This is a genomic window from Lentimonas sp. CC4 (genome assembly GCF_902728235.1).
GTDB lineage: Bacteria > Verrucomicrobiota > Verrucomicrobiia > Opitutales > Coraliomargaritaceae > Lentimonas.
The window spans coordinates 2,789,114-2,802,876 of record NZ_CACVBO010000001.1 but is presented as its reverse complement, the minus strand read 5'-3'; the positions used below and the strand labels follow the sequence as shown (position 1 = coordinate 2,802,876).

The following is a 13,763-nucleotide window of genomic DNA, read 5'->3' as shown; positions in this document are numbered from 1 at the left end:
GTTGAACTCAGACACTCCAAGCACCTCCTACAAGCGACTATTCATTACCGCTATCATCGTGTTTGTGTTCGATCAGCTCACGAAGATTTGGATATTCAATACCATGCCACTGGATAGCTACTTCTATCCACATGATAAAGACGTCATTGAAGTCATCAAAAACTTCTTCTACATCGTCCACATTGGCAACGAAGGCGCCGCATGGGGAATGTTTGCTGGCCACGGTGAAATCCTCGCCCTCTTCGCTTTGGTCGCGCTCTCCGCAATCTACAAATTCCGGAACGAACTAGAACTCTACCGCATTCCGATGCAATTCGCATTCGGACTACTCATCGGTGGTGTGCTAGGTAACTTGGTAGATCGCCTCGTGCACGGCCATGTCATCGACTTCCTCGACTTTCATTTTGGATTCACCATCCCTTGGGTGCTCCCCGATGGACGCTATCCCGCATTCAACATCGCCGACTGCGGCATTGTGATCGGCGTCTTCACCTACATCACTCTCAGCTTCTTTCAGCCAACTCCCGCTCAAGTGATTAAGAGCGAGGATCGATAAACACCTTTGATGCCTCTCGGTGGTCGAAATGCATGCCTCATTTCGCGACAATTACAGGCACAATCAAATCAAGCATATATCGATTTGATATGACAGCGTAGGTATCCCCATCTCGCACATGTTCTCCTTAAACAAAAAACCGCATCACGTTAAAAGTTAAACGTGATACGGTTAAATAATAGTGCCCCACATGTGCCGTATAAGGGGGAGTTCTTGGGCCTTTTGTGTCTAAGGTGGGAACCTCCTTGTCAGTCTTTGTCTTCCGGTTGACGGCTGGACAGCCACCTCCAAGGTTTCAATTCCCGAGTTCAAAAGAGTAAAGGACAGATACTCCGATTAAGGTCGAACACCGCAGGGTTGATATAAACAGTAGCCAGCAAGCCGATTAGCGCAATACGGAAAGTAGACTAAAAAGCCCCCATCATTTACAAGGGAAGAGTCGAGAAGATCACACAAGGAGCGTGCGTCGACCTCGCTAGCGCGAGTTCGCGAAAATGCCTCTGTCCTAGGATCGGCTGTAGCGATGCGACGCCAGTCGCGTCTGTGTTAGCAAGCACTGTTACTGTGGTCGACCCCGCTAGCGCGAGTTCTCGACAATGTCTCTGTCCTTGGATCAACTGTAGCGATGCGACGCCAGTCGCGTCTGTGTTAGCAAGCACTGTTGCTGTGGTCGACCCCGCTAGCGCGAGTTCGCGACAATGCCTCTGTCCTAAGATCGGCTGTAGCGATGCGACGCCAGTCGCGTCTGTGTTGGCAAGCTCTGTTGCTGTGGTCGACCTCGCTAGCGCGAGTTCGCTACTATGCCCTGACCTAGGAACGGCTGTAGCGATGAACACAAAAAAGGCCTCCGAACACCGGAGGCCTTTTTGAAATACAACGTAACGCCGCGAATTAAACAGCTGGCGTCTTCTGCTTCGCCAACCAGCGCTCAATACGGCCGATCGCTTCATTGAGGCGTGGATCCTCAGGCTTCATACGATCCAGCACATTGATCGCGGTCTCGGCATAGTCGATGGCAGTCGCAGAGTTTAGCTTATCGAGTTCGGAGTGCTTGATTTCGCCGTTGCGGATCATGATCTTAGCATCCTGTTCGATCTCGGCATTGCTGCCACCAGGCGCACCAAAGTCGCCCTTCCCCTTGCTCGGCTTACCGCCACCTCCGCCACCTTGTCCATCACTGGAGCTCTTTTCTGATTTACCGCGGGGTTCGCGTTCGATGCCAGTGGGATACTGCTTACCGTCTTTACCGGTGACGGTCTCTCGGGGAGCAATACGCTCCATCTTCTCCATTGCGATACGATTGCGACGCACAAGATCACCAGAGACCCGGCAGAGTTCCGCAATCACACTGTTGGACATATTGGGCCACTCTTCTAGAGCGATCTCGACAGCGTTGCGCTTATCCGCATTGGAGCGATAAATACCATTCGTGGCATTTGCTCCAAGCGCATGACGCAGCGCATCCGTGCGAGAACCTTCGTGCACTTCGGCAACAATCGAGGGCATCTCATTCCGTTGTGCGGCTAAGAAGCGATGAAAGCCGTCTGCCAACCAGTATTTGGCACCGTCGTAGAATACAGTGATCGGGGGGAAAACCGCGCCGCAAGCCATTTCATCGGCGTAGCAACTAATCGCGTCGTCATTGGTCTCTACACGCGTCTGCGTGCCACCATAAATGTCAATATTGTCTAGGGTCAGATCTTGAGTTTGCATAAATATATAAAAGGAGAATTTGTGAGTGCTCCCCCACCAGTTGACAAGTGAGAAGACACACGGGGCGTGAATAAAAAAACCACTCCCGCCATATGGCAGGAGTGGTTCGTAAATTTGAAGCTGGAGAGACTTGAAGCGCAGTGAGAGTCACCGCGCCCCACCTTACTCGCCCGACATTTTCGATTCGACGACGACCTTGATACCTTCTTGGCGAAGATTTACTTGGAAGGCTTCGTCAATCTGATCGAGTGGGAATTTGTGAGTCACCAGTGTAGAGACTGGCAGGCCGATACGCTCAGCACGCTGCAAGAAGTGATACGCGCTTGGATACTCGAAGCTGTTGTAAACCCAGCTACCAACGAGTGAAATTTCCTTAGCGCAAATATCACGGTGTGGGTTGATCGCACATTCGCCACCATCGACGAAGTGACCAACCTCACAGATACCTCCACCACGACGGATGAGTTTGTAAAGATTCGCGTGAGCCACTGGCACACCTGTGACCTGGAAGCCCCAGTGTGCTCCGAGTCCCTTAGTCAGACTTTGAATTTTCTCAGCGATCTCATCGATGCCAGAATACTCCTTGTAGTTGATCAACTCATCGGCACCCATACGACGCGCGGTTTCGAGGCGGCTTGGGTTGCCGTCGAGTGCGATGATGTTATTGACACCAGCAGTGCGCAACACGGCGATCATGAGTAAACCAATCGGGCCACAGCCTTGCACAACGACACGTGAGCGGAAGTTCAAGCGGTTGTTACCACAGCTACGAGCACGCTCCAGAGCGTGACAGACCACAGCTGCTGGTTCGATCAAGCAACGCAGCTCAACGCTCATGTCATTCACAACGAAGAACGATGAACCTGGGCGGATGATCATATACTCGGCGAAATAACCGTTTAGGTGATTATCTGGCTCATCCAGCAACAAGCCATAGACTTTGAGATCGTCGCTCAAGTTGGATTTCGCTGGATTGTATTTAGCGACCAAGCAATCTGGAGAGGTTTCCAAAAGACTGGTAACAAGCTTGTCACCGACCTTAATCGCCTTACCGACGCTGTCCATTTTCACATTTGCTCCAAGTTGCACGACTTCACCCGTGCCTTCGTGGCCGAGCACGTTTGGCGTCAGGCCAAAAGGATCGGACTTGTAGCAGTGCACATCGGTGCCACAGACACCACAGGCTTCAACCTTGAGGAGAATTTCGTCAGGGCCGATTTCGCGAATCGGAAATTCTTTAATTTCAAGCTTACGCGGCTCAACTAATACGGCGGCACGTGCTGTCTTACCAACAGGAGCGGTGCTAGCTGGTTGAGCTGCAGGTTGAGGCGTAGTGGCAGCGGATGCACCTGCGATAACCTCGCTGACGATGCGGCTGATATCTTCTTCACTGATATTCATATAAATTTGTTTTTTCTAAAGGTTTAGGAGGATTGGGTCAGTCGTAGGGGTGCTGCTTGCGGCACCCGCGAAACCACGAACTGCTTCGAAATGCCTATGCGCAATCGCCATCCGCGGTCTTCGCAAGCAAAGCCCCTACGTTGGAGATTTCGGCGACACTTTTCAAAATAATGATGCGTAGTGGTTAGTCAGTCGTAGAAACAAAATCAGGCGCCCGATTAAAGACGCCTGATTGTATAAAAGCATTCGCTCAATTAGATACTCAGGCCGAGTTGACCGAAGGCCATCTCACGCTCGTCGAGCAATTCTTGATTCGAAGCAGCGATCTTCTCTTTCGCGTAATCTGTAAGGCTGATGCCTTCGACAACGCGCCATTTACCAACAGCATCCACCTTGATTGGCAGCGATGTAATGATGCCCGCAGGTGTGCCGTATTCTCCGCTGGAGATCACGCAAACACTATGGAAGTCACCACGAGTAGGTGTGCTCAGGTCACGGACAGTATCGACGACTGCATTTGCAGCAGAAGCAGCAGAGGAAGCGCCACGTGCAGCAATGATCGCCGCACCACGTGTGCCAACTTCTGGCACAAAGGTGTTTTTCAACCATGCTTCGTCAGTGATGACGTCAGTCGCTTTGTTGCGTCCGATCTTCGTGTTGTAGAAGTCAGGGAACATTGTCGGGCTGTGATTCCCCCAGATGCACAGTTCGGAAACTTCAGCAACTGGCACGCCAGCCTTCTGAGCGAGTTGAGTCTTCGCACGGTTCTCGTCAAGACGAGTCATGGCAAAGAATTGCTCATCAGGAATGCTTGGAGCACTCTTCATCGCGATCAGGCAATTCGTGTTGCAAGGATTACCGACTACCACAACGCGCACACTTGGCTTTGCGTTGTCATTGATCGCTTTGCCTTGGCCAACAAAGACCTTACCATTGATACCGAGCAAGTCAGCGCGCTCCATACCTTTTTTACGAGGCACGGAACCGACGAGCAATGCCCAGTCGACATCCTTAAAACCAACGCTCAAGTCCGAAGTCTGAACGATTTCAGTGAGCAGTGGAAACGCACAGTCATCAAGCTCCATCGCGACACCCTTCAGGGCACCCATTCCAGGCTCAATTTCAATCAGGTTCAAAGCAACCGGCTGGTCAGGGCCAAACATAGCACCCGACGCAATGCGGAAAAGAAGTGCATAACCGATGTTACCAGCTGCACCAGTAACTGCGACGCGTATAGGATCTTTTTTCATAGGTAGTATATGTCTTTGGTTATAAGATTACTTCAATTTGTCCAAGATCATATCAGTGATCTGTTTGACAAGAGCTTCATCGACTTCGCCAGTTGGGACGGGGCAACCACAAGCGTCGCCGCTTGGCTGTGGCTTAGTGTGAACTGTGTAAGCAGCTGCGTCGCAAAGTTCGCACTCCTTAAGTTCGTCAAGGCGGTGATCCGGCATGCCGAGTGACTGGCGAATTTGGATGAGCTCCTTGAGCTTGTCTGGACCGTATTGCTTTGGACCACCGATTTGCATAGTGATCGTTACAGTGTGGCAGAAAGCATCCGTGTTTTCCATCTTCCAGTAAGCGTCTTCGACGTCCTTACCCCAGCAGATCACACCGTGATTTTGCATAAGGATGGATTGGTGCTTCTTAGCAAGCTTAGCAACTTCACTCGCGTTCTCTGGAGAACCTGGAGTTTGGTAGCTAGCGAAACCGATTTCACCGAGGAAGACTTCTGGCTCAGGGATGAGGCAAGAAGGAGGAGTGACACCTGCAACAGCGAAGGCTGTTGCGTAAATTGGGTGTGCGTGCACGCAAGACTTCGCCTTTGGCTCATTCTTCATGATCGCCAAGTGAGTGTTGACTTCCGAAGTGCGAGGACGTGTGCCTGCAACTTGGTTACCGTCGAGATCTACCATGCAGATGTCGTCCGGAGTCATGAAACCCTTTGAGATAAGAGTCGGTGTGCAAAGCACAAGATTGTCGCCGACGCGGACAGTGATGTTACCACCATTGCCATCCACATAACCTTTATTCCAGATACGCTCACCAAGACCGCAAATGCGCTCCTTCAGAGTTTGGATTTCTGGAGAGTAGAAGAACGCTTCGAGCTCTGCAGCTGTCTTTGGGTCGCCTCCTGGTGTCCAATTGTATTCCGCATCAGGAAGGATTGGATTGTGGATACGTGGGCTGCTGCCAGTTGCCGCAGGTGCTGCTGCTGCTGCCGCCGCGGGTGCGGACTTCTTGTGCTTACGAATCATGTCGCGTGCAATCGGCGTGAGCTTTGCATTGGCGGGAACGGTCGACAGGCATTGGCCTTGCGCGATCATTGCCTCGAGATCTTTCGCTGTGTATAGTTTGCTCATAATATTTTGTCTTTAGTTTTTTTAAAAAAGTGGAAAACAGAACTCAGAAGTTACGATTCTGTCGGTGGTGTATATTGATAGGTATCAAGTAACGCGACGGTGATGCCGTCTAACGGAATGGGACGATCAAAGGGCTGCATAGCTTCGGCTCCTTCGACGTAGAGAACTTCGTCCCCCACTCCGGCTCCGAGATCGTCATAGGCAACGAGTGATGATGCGTTGGAAATCTCATTAGTATTCTTCCCGGTCAGCTCGTCTGCTCCCATCGGAGAGAGAACCACCCAACGTCCACCGCGAAATGCGGGATCGCGAACGCCGAGCGTGACAGTTCCAATTACTTTTCCAAGTTTCATACTTAATCAACGATCCCCATAATTTGGTTACGAATCGGCGAATGATTATCATGCACGGTGCCTTGTGTCCAAGAACCGTCCGTTGTAATAAACACTCGCGCATGAAGACCTGCGCCCATCGGGTCGATCGCCGCAAACGGTGAACCCGCGTCCGCGCCAGTCTCATCGATCGGAGTGCAAAGCACTATTGTCCGACCTGTGAGACTGGGATGACCGAAGCTGGTTACAGCATGGCCGTCTACGCGTGCGAGAATCATTTATTCAGAATTAGGAATTAAGAATTAGGAATTAAGAATCCCTAGAATAGTTAAGAAACGATGTTCAGGTTATTCACCAATGTGCAACGGCGGTAACGTGTGAAGGTGCGTGGCGTTGTGATGCCCTCACCTGTCGTTGTTGCGATTGAGTAGCTGATAAAGCCCTCACCACCAAGACCGAGACCAGCCAAGCAAGGGCCGTTCTTGACAAAGATAGTGGTGTCCATGGCCTGTCCCATTTCAGTCATACGAGCGACATTCATGGTGTGGATCATAGCGGAGTGCTTATCACCGTGCTCAGATTGCTTCGCCATGCTCAAGCCTTGAGCGAAGTCATTGGCACGAACGATTGGCAGCAACGGCATCATTTGTTCTTCTTGAACGAATGGATCGTTGATGTCTGTTTCAGCGATGAGCATCTCGACCTTAGAATCGAGATCCAAGCCAGCGATCTTAGCAAGTGCATCCGGATTTGCGCCGACCCACTTACGGTTAAGAACTGGTGAGCCACAGCCGACGCCGTTCTTATAGTCAAAGACTTCGTTTTTAATAGCTTCGAGCTGCTGCGCATTGAGAAGCACCGCACCTTGGCGTTGCATTGCTGCAAGCGTCTTCTGATACGAATCAGCAACTGCGATGATTTGTTTCTCACCGATGCAGAGCAAGTTGTTGTCGAAACCACCACCAGCGATGATGTCGCGTGCCACACGATCGAAGTCGAGTGCATCACAATCGTCAACCAGAACAGGAGGATTACCAGGACCTGCGCAAACAGCGCGCTTGCCTGTCTTCATTGCAGCATTCACGACGCCAGGGCCGCCAGTGATGCAGAGCAAGTTGACTCCATCGTGTGAGCAAAGTGCATTGAAAGACTCGATAGAAGGCTTCTCAATCGTGCAGAGCAGATTGGAGATACCAGTTTCAGCTTTAATCGCTTCGTTAAACTCGTCAATTGCGAGCGCAGCAACCGCGGCACCACCTGGATGCGGGTTAAATACGATCGAGTTACCAGCAGCGACCATGTTTACGATGTTACCAGCGATGGTCGGCACAGAGTGTGTCAGCGGTGTGACACCTACGATGACGCCCCAAGGAGCGGCTTCATCCATTGTGATACCGAAATCACCACTCATGCCTTGCGGCATAAGGTATTCAGGTCCGAGAACATTTTGCACACCCTGCAACTTCGCAGGTTTGTGCGAAAGACGACCGATCTTAGTTTCGTTAAACTCAATCTGTCCCCAACGCTCAGCGTTAGCGACACACATCTTCTTAACGAGATCGACGATCTGCTTACGAGCTGTCCAGCCCTTTTTCTGGAGCTGCTCAAAGCCACTACGTGCTGCTGCCACTGCTTGATCAGCGTCATCAAAGACACCGTGCTTGCCGGGGCGATTTTGGATAGTCGGCATTGATAGCCCACCGTTGGATTGCATCTGCGCGAGCACTTCACTCACTACATTACGAATCGCTGCTTCATTCAATTGACTCATGTAAAAATCCTTTTCTTCTTTAGGTTTATCCGTTCTTCGCCTCGTAAGTCTTGTTTCCAAGAATACTTACATTATCGACGAGACCGACAATGGCGGCATCTACTGGCAGTGCTTTTAGACCATCGGCCTGACGGGCAGAACTACCTTGGGCAAACATCACGAGTTCGCCCTCTCCGGCGCCCAGCGTATCAATGGCGATAATCGTATTATTACCGGCCTTGAGTTTGCTGGGATCTTCCGGATCGACCAACATCGGACGAACCATGAGGAGCTTACGCCCCCGCATACTCTCGTCCTTCTTCGTCGATACGACGGACCCTATGATTGTTCCCAGATACATCGGATTTATTTAGCTGCGCGTTTAGCAGGAGCCTTAAGAGCAGGAACGATCACTTCCACATCTTCGTGTGGGCGTGCGATTGTGTGAGCGCTTACAACTTCGCCATAACGGCCAGCTGTTTCTGCACCAGTTTCGATTGCAGCGTTGACTGCAGCAACATCACCTGTGACGACTACACTGACAAGAGCACTGCCGACACCCTTCATAGGGCCGGTAAGTTCAACGTTTGCTGATTTGAGCATTGCGTCTGTGCCTTGGACAAGAGCGACAAGGCCCTTAGTTTCGAGAATTCCGATTGCTTGTTTTGCCATGATATTATGTGGGTTGATTTGAATTGATTATTACTTGTTTAGAAATTTGTTAGCTTGCCTCGATATTGCGAACGACTTCGCGAGCGATGACGAGCTCTTCATTTGCTGGAATGACGACTACCTTAACCTTGGAGTCGTCAGAACTAATGACGCCTTCTGCACCGCGAATCACCTTCGCGTTACGCTCAGCATCGATTTTCACGCCTAGACCTTCGAGGCCAGCGCAGACTGCGGCACGCAGTGCGGGATCATTTTCTCCCATACCTGCGGTAAATGAGATCACTTCGACACCGCCCATCTTGAAGAAGAAGGAGCCGGCCCAGTGACGGATACTGTCAATGAGCACATCCATCGCGAGTTTTGCATCGGCATTCCCTGCAGCTGCAGCTTCGTCGATATCGCGTGCATCGTTACTCACTTTTGAGAGACCTAGCAGGCCACTCTCCTTGTTGAGCTGACGTTCAGCTTCCTCCACGGAAAGGCCAAGCATCTTGCTCACATAAGGGATCGCCATGGAGTCGAGATCTCCAACGCGATTGTTCTGCGGCAAGCCGCTTTGCGGGCTAAAGCCCATGCTTGAACCGATCGCGACACCATTGTTGATGCCCACAACGGAACTGCTTCCACCGAGGTGGCAAGAGATCACTCGAACTGGATCACCTGTGTATTCACCAGGGCCATCGACGTAGAGACGACGCGCACGCTCGGCCACGACCTCGTTACCAACCATCTCAGCAGAGCGCTCGGCAATGAATTTGTGACTCGCACCATGGAAGCCGTAACGACGGATGCCCAGATCACGCCAAGCCTGAGGGATAGCGTAAGTGGTGAATGCCTCATCTGCCCACTGGAAGAACGCGGTCTCAAACAGAGCGACACGTTTTACAGAGGGAAGCTTTTCAGCGAAGCAGCGAATCCCTTCAGAGTAGGCTGGGTTGTGCGCGGGAGCGACCTCCTTGAAGCCATCAAGAGCTTCAAGGACGCGCTCGTCCGCAGTCACACAACCACTGAGATCTTTACCGAGGACGGTTTTGAAACCGACCGCGTCCAGATCTTGCCCGGACTGAAGATGCCCTTCACCAACCAGCGTCTCGAGCATTTGCTCGATACACGGAGTGTATTCAGTGACACGCTCAAAGCCTCCAGTTGCCAGTAGCGTGGCGAGAGTATCGCTCATCTCAAAAAGACGATACTTAAAGGAGGTTGAACCGAGGTTGGCTATTAGGATCTTCACGATTTTTTGCTATTTATTAGAAAGAAGCGCCTTGAATACTAGGCACATTCAGATGGTTTAGATTATTATCCGATCCAGCTACCGAGTTTCGCTAGGTCGTCGTGTGGACGAGGAATCACCTGAACGGCAACGACTTCACCCATTGAACCTGCAGCGTCAGCACCTGCTTCAACCGCAGCCTTAACAGCAGCGACATCACCAGTGAAGAAAGCAGTCACAAGACCACTTCCGATTTTTTCCCAGCCAGTCAATGTAACGTCAGCTGATTTTAGTGCGGCATCGGATGCTTCCATGAGGCATACGAACCCCTTGCACTCGATCATTCCTATTGCTTGTTTAGCCATAATATTTGTTTCCCTTTAGGGTTATGCTTGAAAGTATTTAAGCAGGTCGTCGTGTGGACGTGCGATAACGTGCGATGCAACTAATTCGCCTGCGCGATTTGCTGCTTCAGCACCAGCTTCGACGGCTGCTTTTACGCTGCCGACATCACCTTTAACGAGAACGGTCAAAAAGCCGCCGCCAATGGAGATTTGTTTTACAAGGCTAACATCTGCAGCCTTTGCCATAGCGTCACTAGCTTCGATTGAGCCAGTGAGCCCTTTTGTTTCTACCAATCCGATGGATTCACTCATGATATATTTTGGTTTGTGGTTATGTGTGTTGAAATGAGAGTTGTTTATTTAATCAGCTCGCAAGGTGTGTTATCGCCGAAGCCGCATGCGTTGCCTTCGTCAGTGTCAATATGGACCTCCAATTTAAAGGAAGGATCCACACGAACAAAGAGGTTGTCGAACGTGACACCTACTTCGCCGCCAACGCGGAGCTTCATGTAAGATTTATTTTCGACGCCATAATATGCGGCATCGTCTGGATGCATATGAACGTGCGGTGCCGCACGAATCACACCCTTCTCCATCTTAAGGAAACCAGCAGGCCCCATAAGCATGCAACCGGGAGTGCCTTCGATGTCACCGGAGTTGCGGACCGGAATTTTAAAGCCCAAAGAGATCGCATCTGTATATGCAAGCTCGACCTGATCGAAATCACGGCAAGGACCGAGAATGCGTAAGTTAGAGATCACACGGCTACGTGGGCCGATCATCGTGACCGACTCTTTGGCAGCATACTGGCCATCCATGTAAAGATCCTTCATCGGCGTCAATTGATGTCCCTTACCAAAAAGAACCTCAACAGACTCCTGGGAAAGGTGACAGTGACGCGCACTGATATTAACAACCAAAGGATTTGGACCGCCAGCAGGCTTCAATGCGCCACTTGCAACGGGGTTACGCTGTAGACTGGTGCGAACCATCTGTTCGATCTGCGAACGATTTAAAAGTTGATTACTCATATTGAAGTTATTGGAGAAATGTTGGAATTCACGTAAAATTCCAAATAAACCAACATAAGTCAACATATATCTTGCAAAAACAAAGAAATACCCAAATAAACACACTCCACACACGTCATGCTTGCACAAGAACGCCATCAACAGATCCTGCAACTCCTTGAAGAACAAGGAACCGTCCGCACCGTCGACCTTGCGGAGCAATTTCAATGCACGGACGAGACAATTCGCCGCGACCTACAGATCCTTTCTGACAATAATCAGCTCGCACGGGTGCATGGCGGCGCCAGCAGTCTAAACGGCCGCCCCCTACTACAGTCGTTCGCCGAACGTCGCGCACAGCACGTCAACCGCAAGCAAGCGATCGCAAAAGCAGCGCTGCAACTCATCACCCCTGGCCGAACCTACGCCTTCGACAGTAGCACCACTGCCTTTGAGCTAGTGTCCGCGCTTCCCGACTTGCCCTACCGCGTGGTGACCAACGCCTTTGCTGTCATGGAGCACATCGCACACATGGGTAATGTAGAGCTCATCTCCACCGGAGGCCGCTACCATCCAAAGACACAGACCTTTACGCGCAGTGACAGCTACGTGACACTGCAGCGCCACAATATCAACATCGCCTTCATCTCCTGCATCGGACTGGACAACGACCGCGGTGCAAGCGAAGGCTTTGAAGAACAAGCCGGATTCAAAGAAATCCTCGTGCAGCTAGCCCAAGAGGTCGTGCTCATGGTAGATTCGAGCAAATTCAACACCTGCTCCGAATACTTTTTCGCAGAACTAACAGACTTAACTCACATCATAACAGACAGCGAAGCCTCACCTGAATACGTCGAAGCACTCAGAGCGCAAGGATGCAAAGTGACGATCGCTGAATAACACAAACTCTAAACTACCCATACATGAGTCAGAATAAAGTATATCTCGCCGTCGATCTAGGCGCAGGCAGTGGCCGCGTGCTCGCTGGAGAATTTGACGGCAATCGCATCGAACTCCACGAACTCAATCGCTTCGACAATATTGGACTTCAGCTACCTAGCGGAGTGCACTGCAACATTACACTGCTTTACCAAAATATCCTAGAAGGTCTAAGAATCGCAGCTGACACCTATGGCGATTCCGTCATCAGTATCGGCATCGACACATGGGGTGTCGATTATGGACTCTTCGACAAAGATGGCCGTCTACTAGGCCTCCCCTACAACTACCGCGACAGCCGCACCGACGGCATGATGGAGAAGGCACTGGAGAAGGCCTCTAGAGAAGAGATCTACGAAGCGACTGGCGTCGAATTTTTATTCTTCAACTCACTCTATCAACTACTCTCTGAAGTTGAGAACAGAAGCCCTGCACTCGAGATCGCAGAGGACATGCTCTTCATTCCTGACATGCTCGGCTATTGGCTGACAGGCGAGAAGACACAGGAACGCAGCTTTGCCAGCACCACACAGCTTTATAACCCAAAGAAGAAGGATTGGGACTTCAACCTAATCGAAAAGCTGGGACTCCCCAAACGCCTCTTTAAAAAAATCAGCGACTCGGGCAACGCGCTCGGTCCACTACGTGACCAAGTCGCCGAAAGGACCGGTCTCAAAAATGTGAAAGTAATCACGGTTGCTGGGCATGACACCGCAAGCGCAGTCGCCGCAGTGCCAAGCCAAGCCGAAACCCCCGCCTACCTCAGTAGCGGAACGTGGTCACTCCTCGGACTGGAACTACCAGAACCAGTCATCACCGAGCAATCGCTCGCGGACGGCTTCACCAATGAAATCGGCGTCAACAACACCGTGCGTTTCCTCAAAAACATCTGCGGACTCTGGCTCATTCAAGAGACCAAGCGCTATTGGCGCGCCGGCGGCGAAGATGTCCCCTACAGCAAGATGGCGGGCTTCGCAGCCTCAGCACTCCCCTTCCGCAGCCTGATCAACCCAGACGACAAGCGCTTCATCGAAGCGGGTCGTATGCCAGAAAAGATTCAGCAATTCTGCAACGAAACTGGACAACCAATTCCAGAGACCAAAGGCGAGATTATCCGCTGCATCTACGAAAGCCTCGCCCTTCGCTACGCGACCGTCTGGAAAAAGTTAATCCAATACACTGACCACAAACCGCAGACACTCCACATCGTAGGCGGCGGCTGCCAAGACAAACTCCTCAACCAGTTTGCCGCTAATTCAATTGGCGTAAATGTTGCAGCCTGCCCAGTGGAAGCCACCGGACTTGGCAACATCCTCGTGCAAATGCTCGCCAACGGTGAAATCAAAAACCTTTCCGAAGGACGCAAAATCATTCTTAATTCTTCACTAGTCGAAAGATTCGAGCCCGAGGACCAAGTTCCATGGGCCGAAGCAAAGATTAAATTCGAAGCCATCTGCAAATAATATT

16 protein-coding genes and 1 other RNA gene are annotated in these 13,763 nt (G+C 51.1%); 3 read left to right on the top strand and 14 right to left on the bottom strand.

Annotated features, from left to right (window positions below):
- Window position 1: 1 nt before the first annotated feature.
- On the top strand, window positions 2–556 hold the full coding sequence (gene lspA / locus GZZ87_RS12095; RefSeq protein WP_162025093.1) for a signal peptidase II: 555 nt from the start codon (window positions 2–4) through the stop codon (window positions 554–556).
- 179 nt (window positions 557–735) lie between these two features.
- Here the strand turns inward: lspA and ssrS are convergent.
- From ssrS to GZZ87_RS12025, 14 genes are all read right to left on the bottom strand, one after another.
- A non-coding RNA gene (ssrS, locus tag GZZ87_RS12090) (6S RNA) lies at window positions 736–917 on the bottom strand.
- A 530-nt stretch (window positions 918–1,447) separates the two neighbouring features.
- Complete coding sequence (locus tag GZZ87_RS12085; protein ID WP_162025094.1) at window positions 1,448–2,269, bottom strand: chromosome partitioning protein ParB; 822 nt, start codon at window positions 2,267–2,269, stop codon at window positions 1,448–1,450.
- A 162-nt stretch (window positions 2,270–2,431) separates the two neighbouring features.
- Window positions 2,432–3,670, bottom strand: coding sequence for a zinc-binding dehydrogenase (locus tag GZZ87_RS12080; protein ID WP_162025095.1), 1,239 nt, complete (start codon window positions 3,668–3,670; stop codon window positions 2,432–2,434).
- 254 nt (window positions 3,671–3,924) lie between these two features.
- Window positions 3,925–4,920: a malate dehydrogenase gene (locus GZZ87_RS12075; RefSeq protein ID WP_162025096.1), complete on the bottom strand. Its 996-nt coding sequence runs from the start codon at window positions 4,918–4,920 to the stop codon at window positions 3,925–3,927.
- Window positions 4,921–4,947: 27 nt separating this feature from the next.
- On the bottom strand, window positions 4,948–6,036 hold the full coding sequence (locus GZZ87_RS12070) for a class II aldolase/adducin family protein (protein ID WP_162025097.1): 1,089 nt from the start codon (window positions 6,034–6,036) through the stop codon (window positions 4,948–4,950).
- 50 nt (window positions 6,037–6,086) lie between these two features.
- The gene (locus GZZ87_RS12065; RefSeq protein WP_162025098.1) at window positions 6,087–6,389 is read right to left on the bottom strand and encodes a EutN/CcmL family microcompartment protein; all 303 of its coding nucleotides are present in this window, start codon (window positions 6,387–6,389) and stop codon (window positions 6,087–6,089) included.
- Between the two features lie 2 nt (window positions 6,390–6,391).
- Window positions 6,392–6,646 carry a EutN/CcmL family microcompartment protein gene (locus GZZ87_RS12060; RefSeq protein ID WP_162025099.1) on the bottom strand — a complete coding sequence of 85 codons (255 nt, stop codon included), beginning with the start codon at window positions 6,644–6,646 and terminating at the stop codon, window positions 6,392–6,394.
- A 50-nt stretch (window positions 6,647–6,696) separates the two neighbouring features.
- The gene (locus GZZ87_RS12055) at window positions 6,697–8,139 is read right to left on the bottom strand and encodes an aldehyde dehydrogenase (protein WP_162025100.1); all 1,443 of its coding nucleotides are present in this window, start codon (window positions 8,137–8,139) and stop codon (window positions 6,697–6,699) included.
- A 25-nt stretch (window positions 8,140–8,164) separates the two neighbouring features.
- Complete coding sequence (locus tag GZZ87_RS12050) at window positions 8,165–8,479, bottom strand: EutN/CcmL family microcompartment protein (RefSeq protein WP_162025101.1); 315 nt, start codon at window positions 8,477–8,479, stop codon at window positions 8,165–8,167.
- A gap of 5 nt (window positions 8,480–8,484) precedes the next feature.
- Window positions 8,485–8,790 (bottom strand): BMC domain-containing protein, encoded by a 306-nt coding sequence (locus GZZ87_RS12045; protein WP_162025102.1) that lies wholly within the window; start codon window positions 8,788–8,790, stop codon window positions 8,485–8,487.
- A gap of 49 nt (window positions 8,791–8,839) precedes the next feature.
- Entirely contained in the window at window positions 8,840–9,967 is a 1,128-nt protein-coding gene (locus GZZ87_RS12040; protein ID WP_244654002.1) for an acetate kinase, read from the bottom strand.
- A 122-nt stretch (window positions 9,968–10,089) separates the two neighbouring features.
- Window positions 10,090–10,368, bottom strand: coding sequence for a BMC domain-containing protein (locus tag GZZ87_RS12035; RefSeq protein ID WP_162025104.1), 279 nt, complete (start codon window positions 10,366–10,368; stop codon window positions 10,090–10,092).
- 21 nt (window positions 10,369–10,389) lie between these two features.
- Window positions 10,390–10,659: a BMC domain-containing protein gene (locus GZZ87_RS12030; protein WP_162025105.1), complete on the bottom strand. Its 270-nt coding sequence runs from the start codon at window positions 10,657–10,659 to the stop codon at window positions 10,390–10,392.
- 44 nt (window positions 10,660–10,703) lie between these two features.
- The gene (locus GZZ87_RS12025) at window positions 10,704–11,378 is read right to left on the bottom strand and encodes a phosphate propanoyltransferase (protein ID WP_162025106.1); all 675 of its coding nucleotides are present in this window, start codon (window positions 11,376–11,378) and stop codon (window positions 10,704–10,706) included.
- A gap of 117 nt (window positions 11,379–11,495) precedes the next feature.
- Here GZZ87_RS12025 and GZZ87_RS12020 point away from each other — a divergent pair, with 117 nt between their 5' ends.
- Both GZZ87_RS12020 and GZZ87_RS12015 read left to right on the top strand, forming a co-directional pair.
- Entirely contained in the window at window positions 11,496–12,257 is a 762-nt protein-coding gene (locus tag GZZ87_RS12020; protein WP_162025107.1) for a DeoR/GlpR family DNA-binding transcription regulator, read from the top strand.
- Window positions 12,258–12,280: 23 nt separating this feature from the next.
- A complete protein-coding gene (locus GZZ87_RS12015; protein ID WP_162025108.1) occupies window positions 12,281–13,759 on the top strand; it encodes a rhamnulokinase family protein in 1,479 nt (492 codons plus the stop codon).
- The last annotated feature ends 4 nt before the right edge of the window (window positions 13,760–13,763 follow it).

Coding starts and splice junctions, on each gene's coding strand:
- GZZ87_RS12020 (WP_162025107.1), top strand. CDS start 11,496: ATGCTTGCACAAGAACGCCATCAACAGATCCTGCAACTCCTTGAAGAA.
- GZZ87_RS12065 (WP_162025098.1), bottom strand. CDS start 6,389: ATGAAACTTGGAAAAGTAATTGGAACTGTCACGCTCGGCGTTCGCGAT.
- GZZ87_RS12050 (WP_162025101.1), bottom strand. CDS start 8,479: ATGTATCTGGGAACAATCATAGGGTCCGTCGTATCGACGAAGAAGGAC.
- GZZ87_RS12025 (WP_162025106.1), bottom strand. CDS start 11,378: ATGAGTAATCAACTTTTAAATCGTTCGCAGATCGAACAGATGGTTCGC.
- GZZ87_RS12015 (WP_162025108.1), top strand. CDS start 12,281: ATGAGTCAGAATAAAGTATATCTCGCCGTCGATCTAGGCGCAGGCAGT.
- GZZ87_RS12075 (WP_162025096.1), bottom strand. CDS start 4,920: ATGAAAAAAGATCCTATACGCGTCGCAGTTACTGGTGCAGCTGGTAAC.
- GZZ87_RS12085 (WP_162025094.1), bottom strand. CDS start 2,269: ATGCAAACTCAAGATCTGACCCTAGACAATATTGACATTTATGGTGGC.
- GZZ87_RS12045 (WP_162025102.1), bottom strand. CDS start 8,790: ATGGCAAAACAAGCAATCGGAATTCTCGAAACTAAGGGCCTTGTCGCT.
- GZZ87_RS12035 (WP_162025104.1), bottom strand. CDS start 10,368: ATGGCTAAACAAGCAATAGGAATGATCGAGTGCAAGGGGTTCGTATGC.
- GZZ87_RS12040 (WP_244654002.1), bottom strand. CDS start 9,967: ATGAGCGATACTCTCGCCACGCTACTGGCAACTGGAGGCTTTGAGCGT.
- GZZ87_RS12070 (WP_162025097.1), bottom strand. CDS start 6,036: ATGAGCAAACTATACACAGCGAAAGATCTCGAGGCAATGATCGCGCAA.
- GZZ87_RS12030 (WP_162025105.1), bottom strand. CDS start 10,659: ATGAGTGAATCCATCGGATTGGTAGAAACAAAAGGGCTCACTGGCTCA.
- GZZ87_RS12055 (WP_162025100.1), bottom strand. CDS start 8,139: ATGAGTCAATTGAATGAAGCAGCGATTCGTAATGTAGTGAGTGAAGTG.
- GZZ87_RS12060 (WP_162025099.1), bottom strand. CDS start 6,646: ATGATTCTCGCACGCGTAGACGGCCATGCTGTAACCAGCTTCGGTCAT.
- GZZ87_RS12080 (WP_162025095.1), bottom strand. CDS start 3,670: ATGAATATCAGTGAAGAAGATATCAGCCGCATCGTCAGCGAGGTTATC.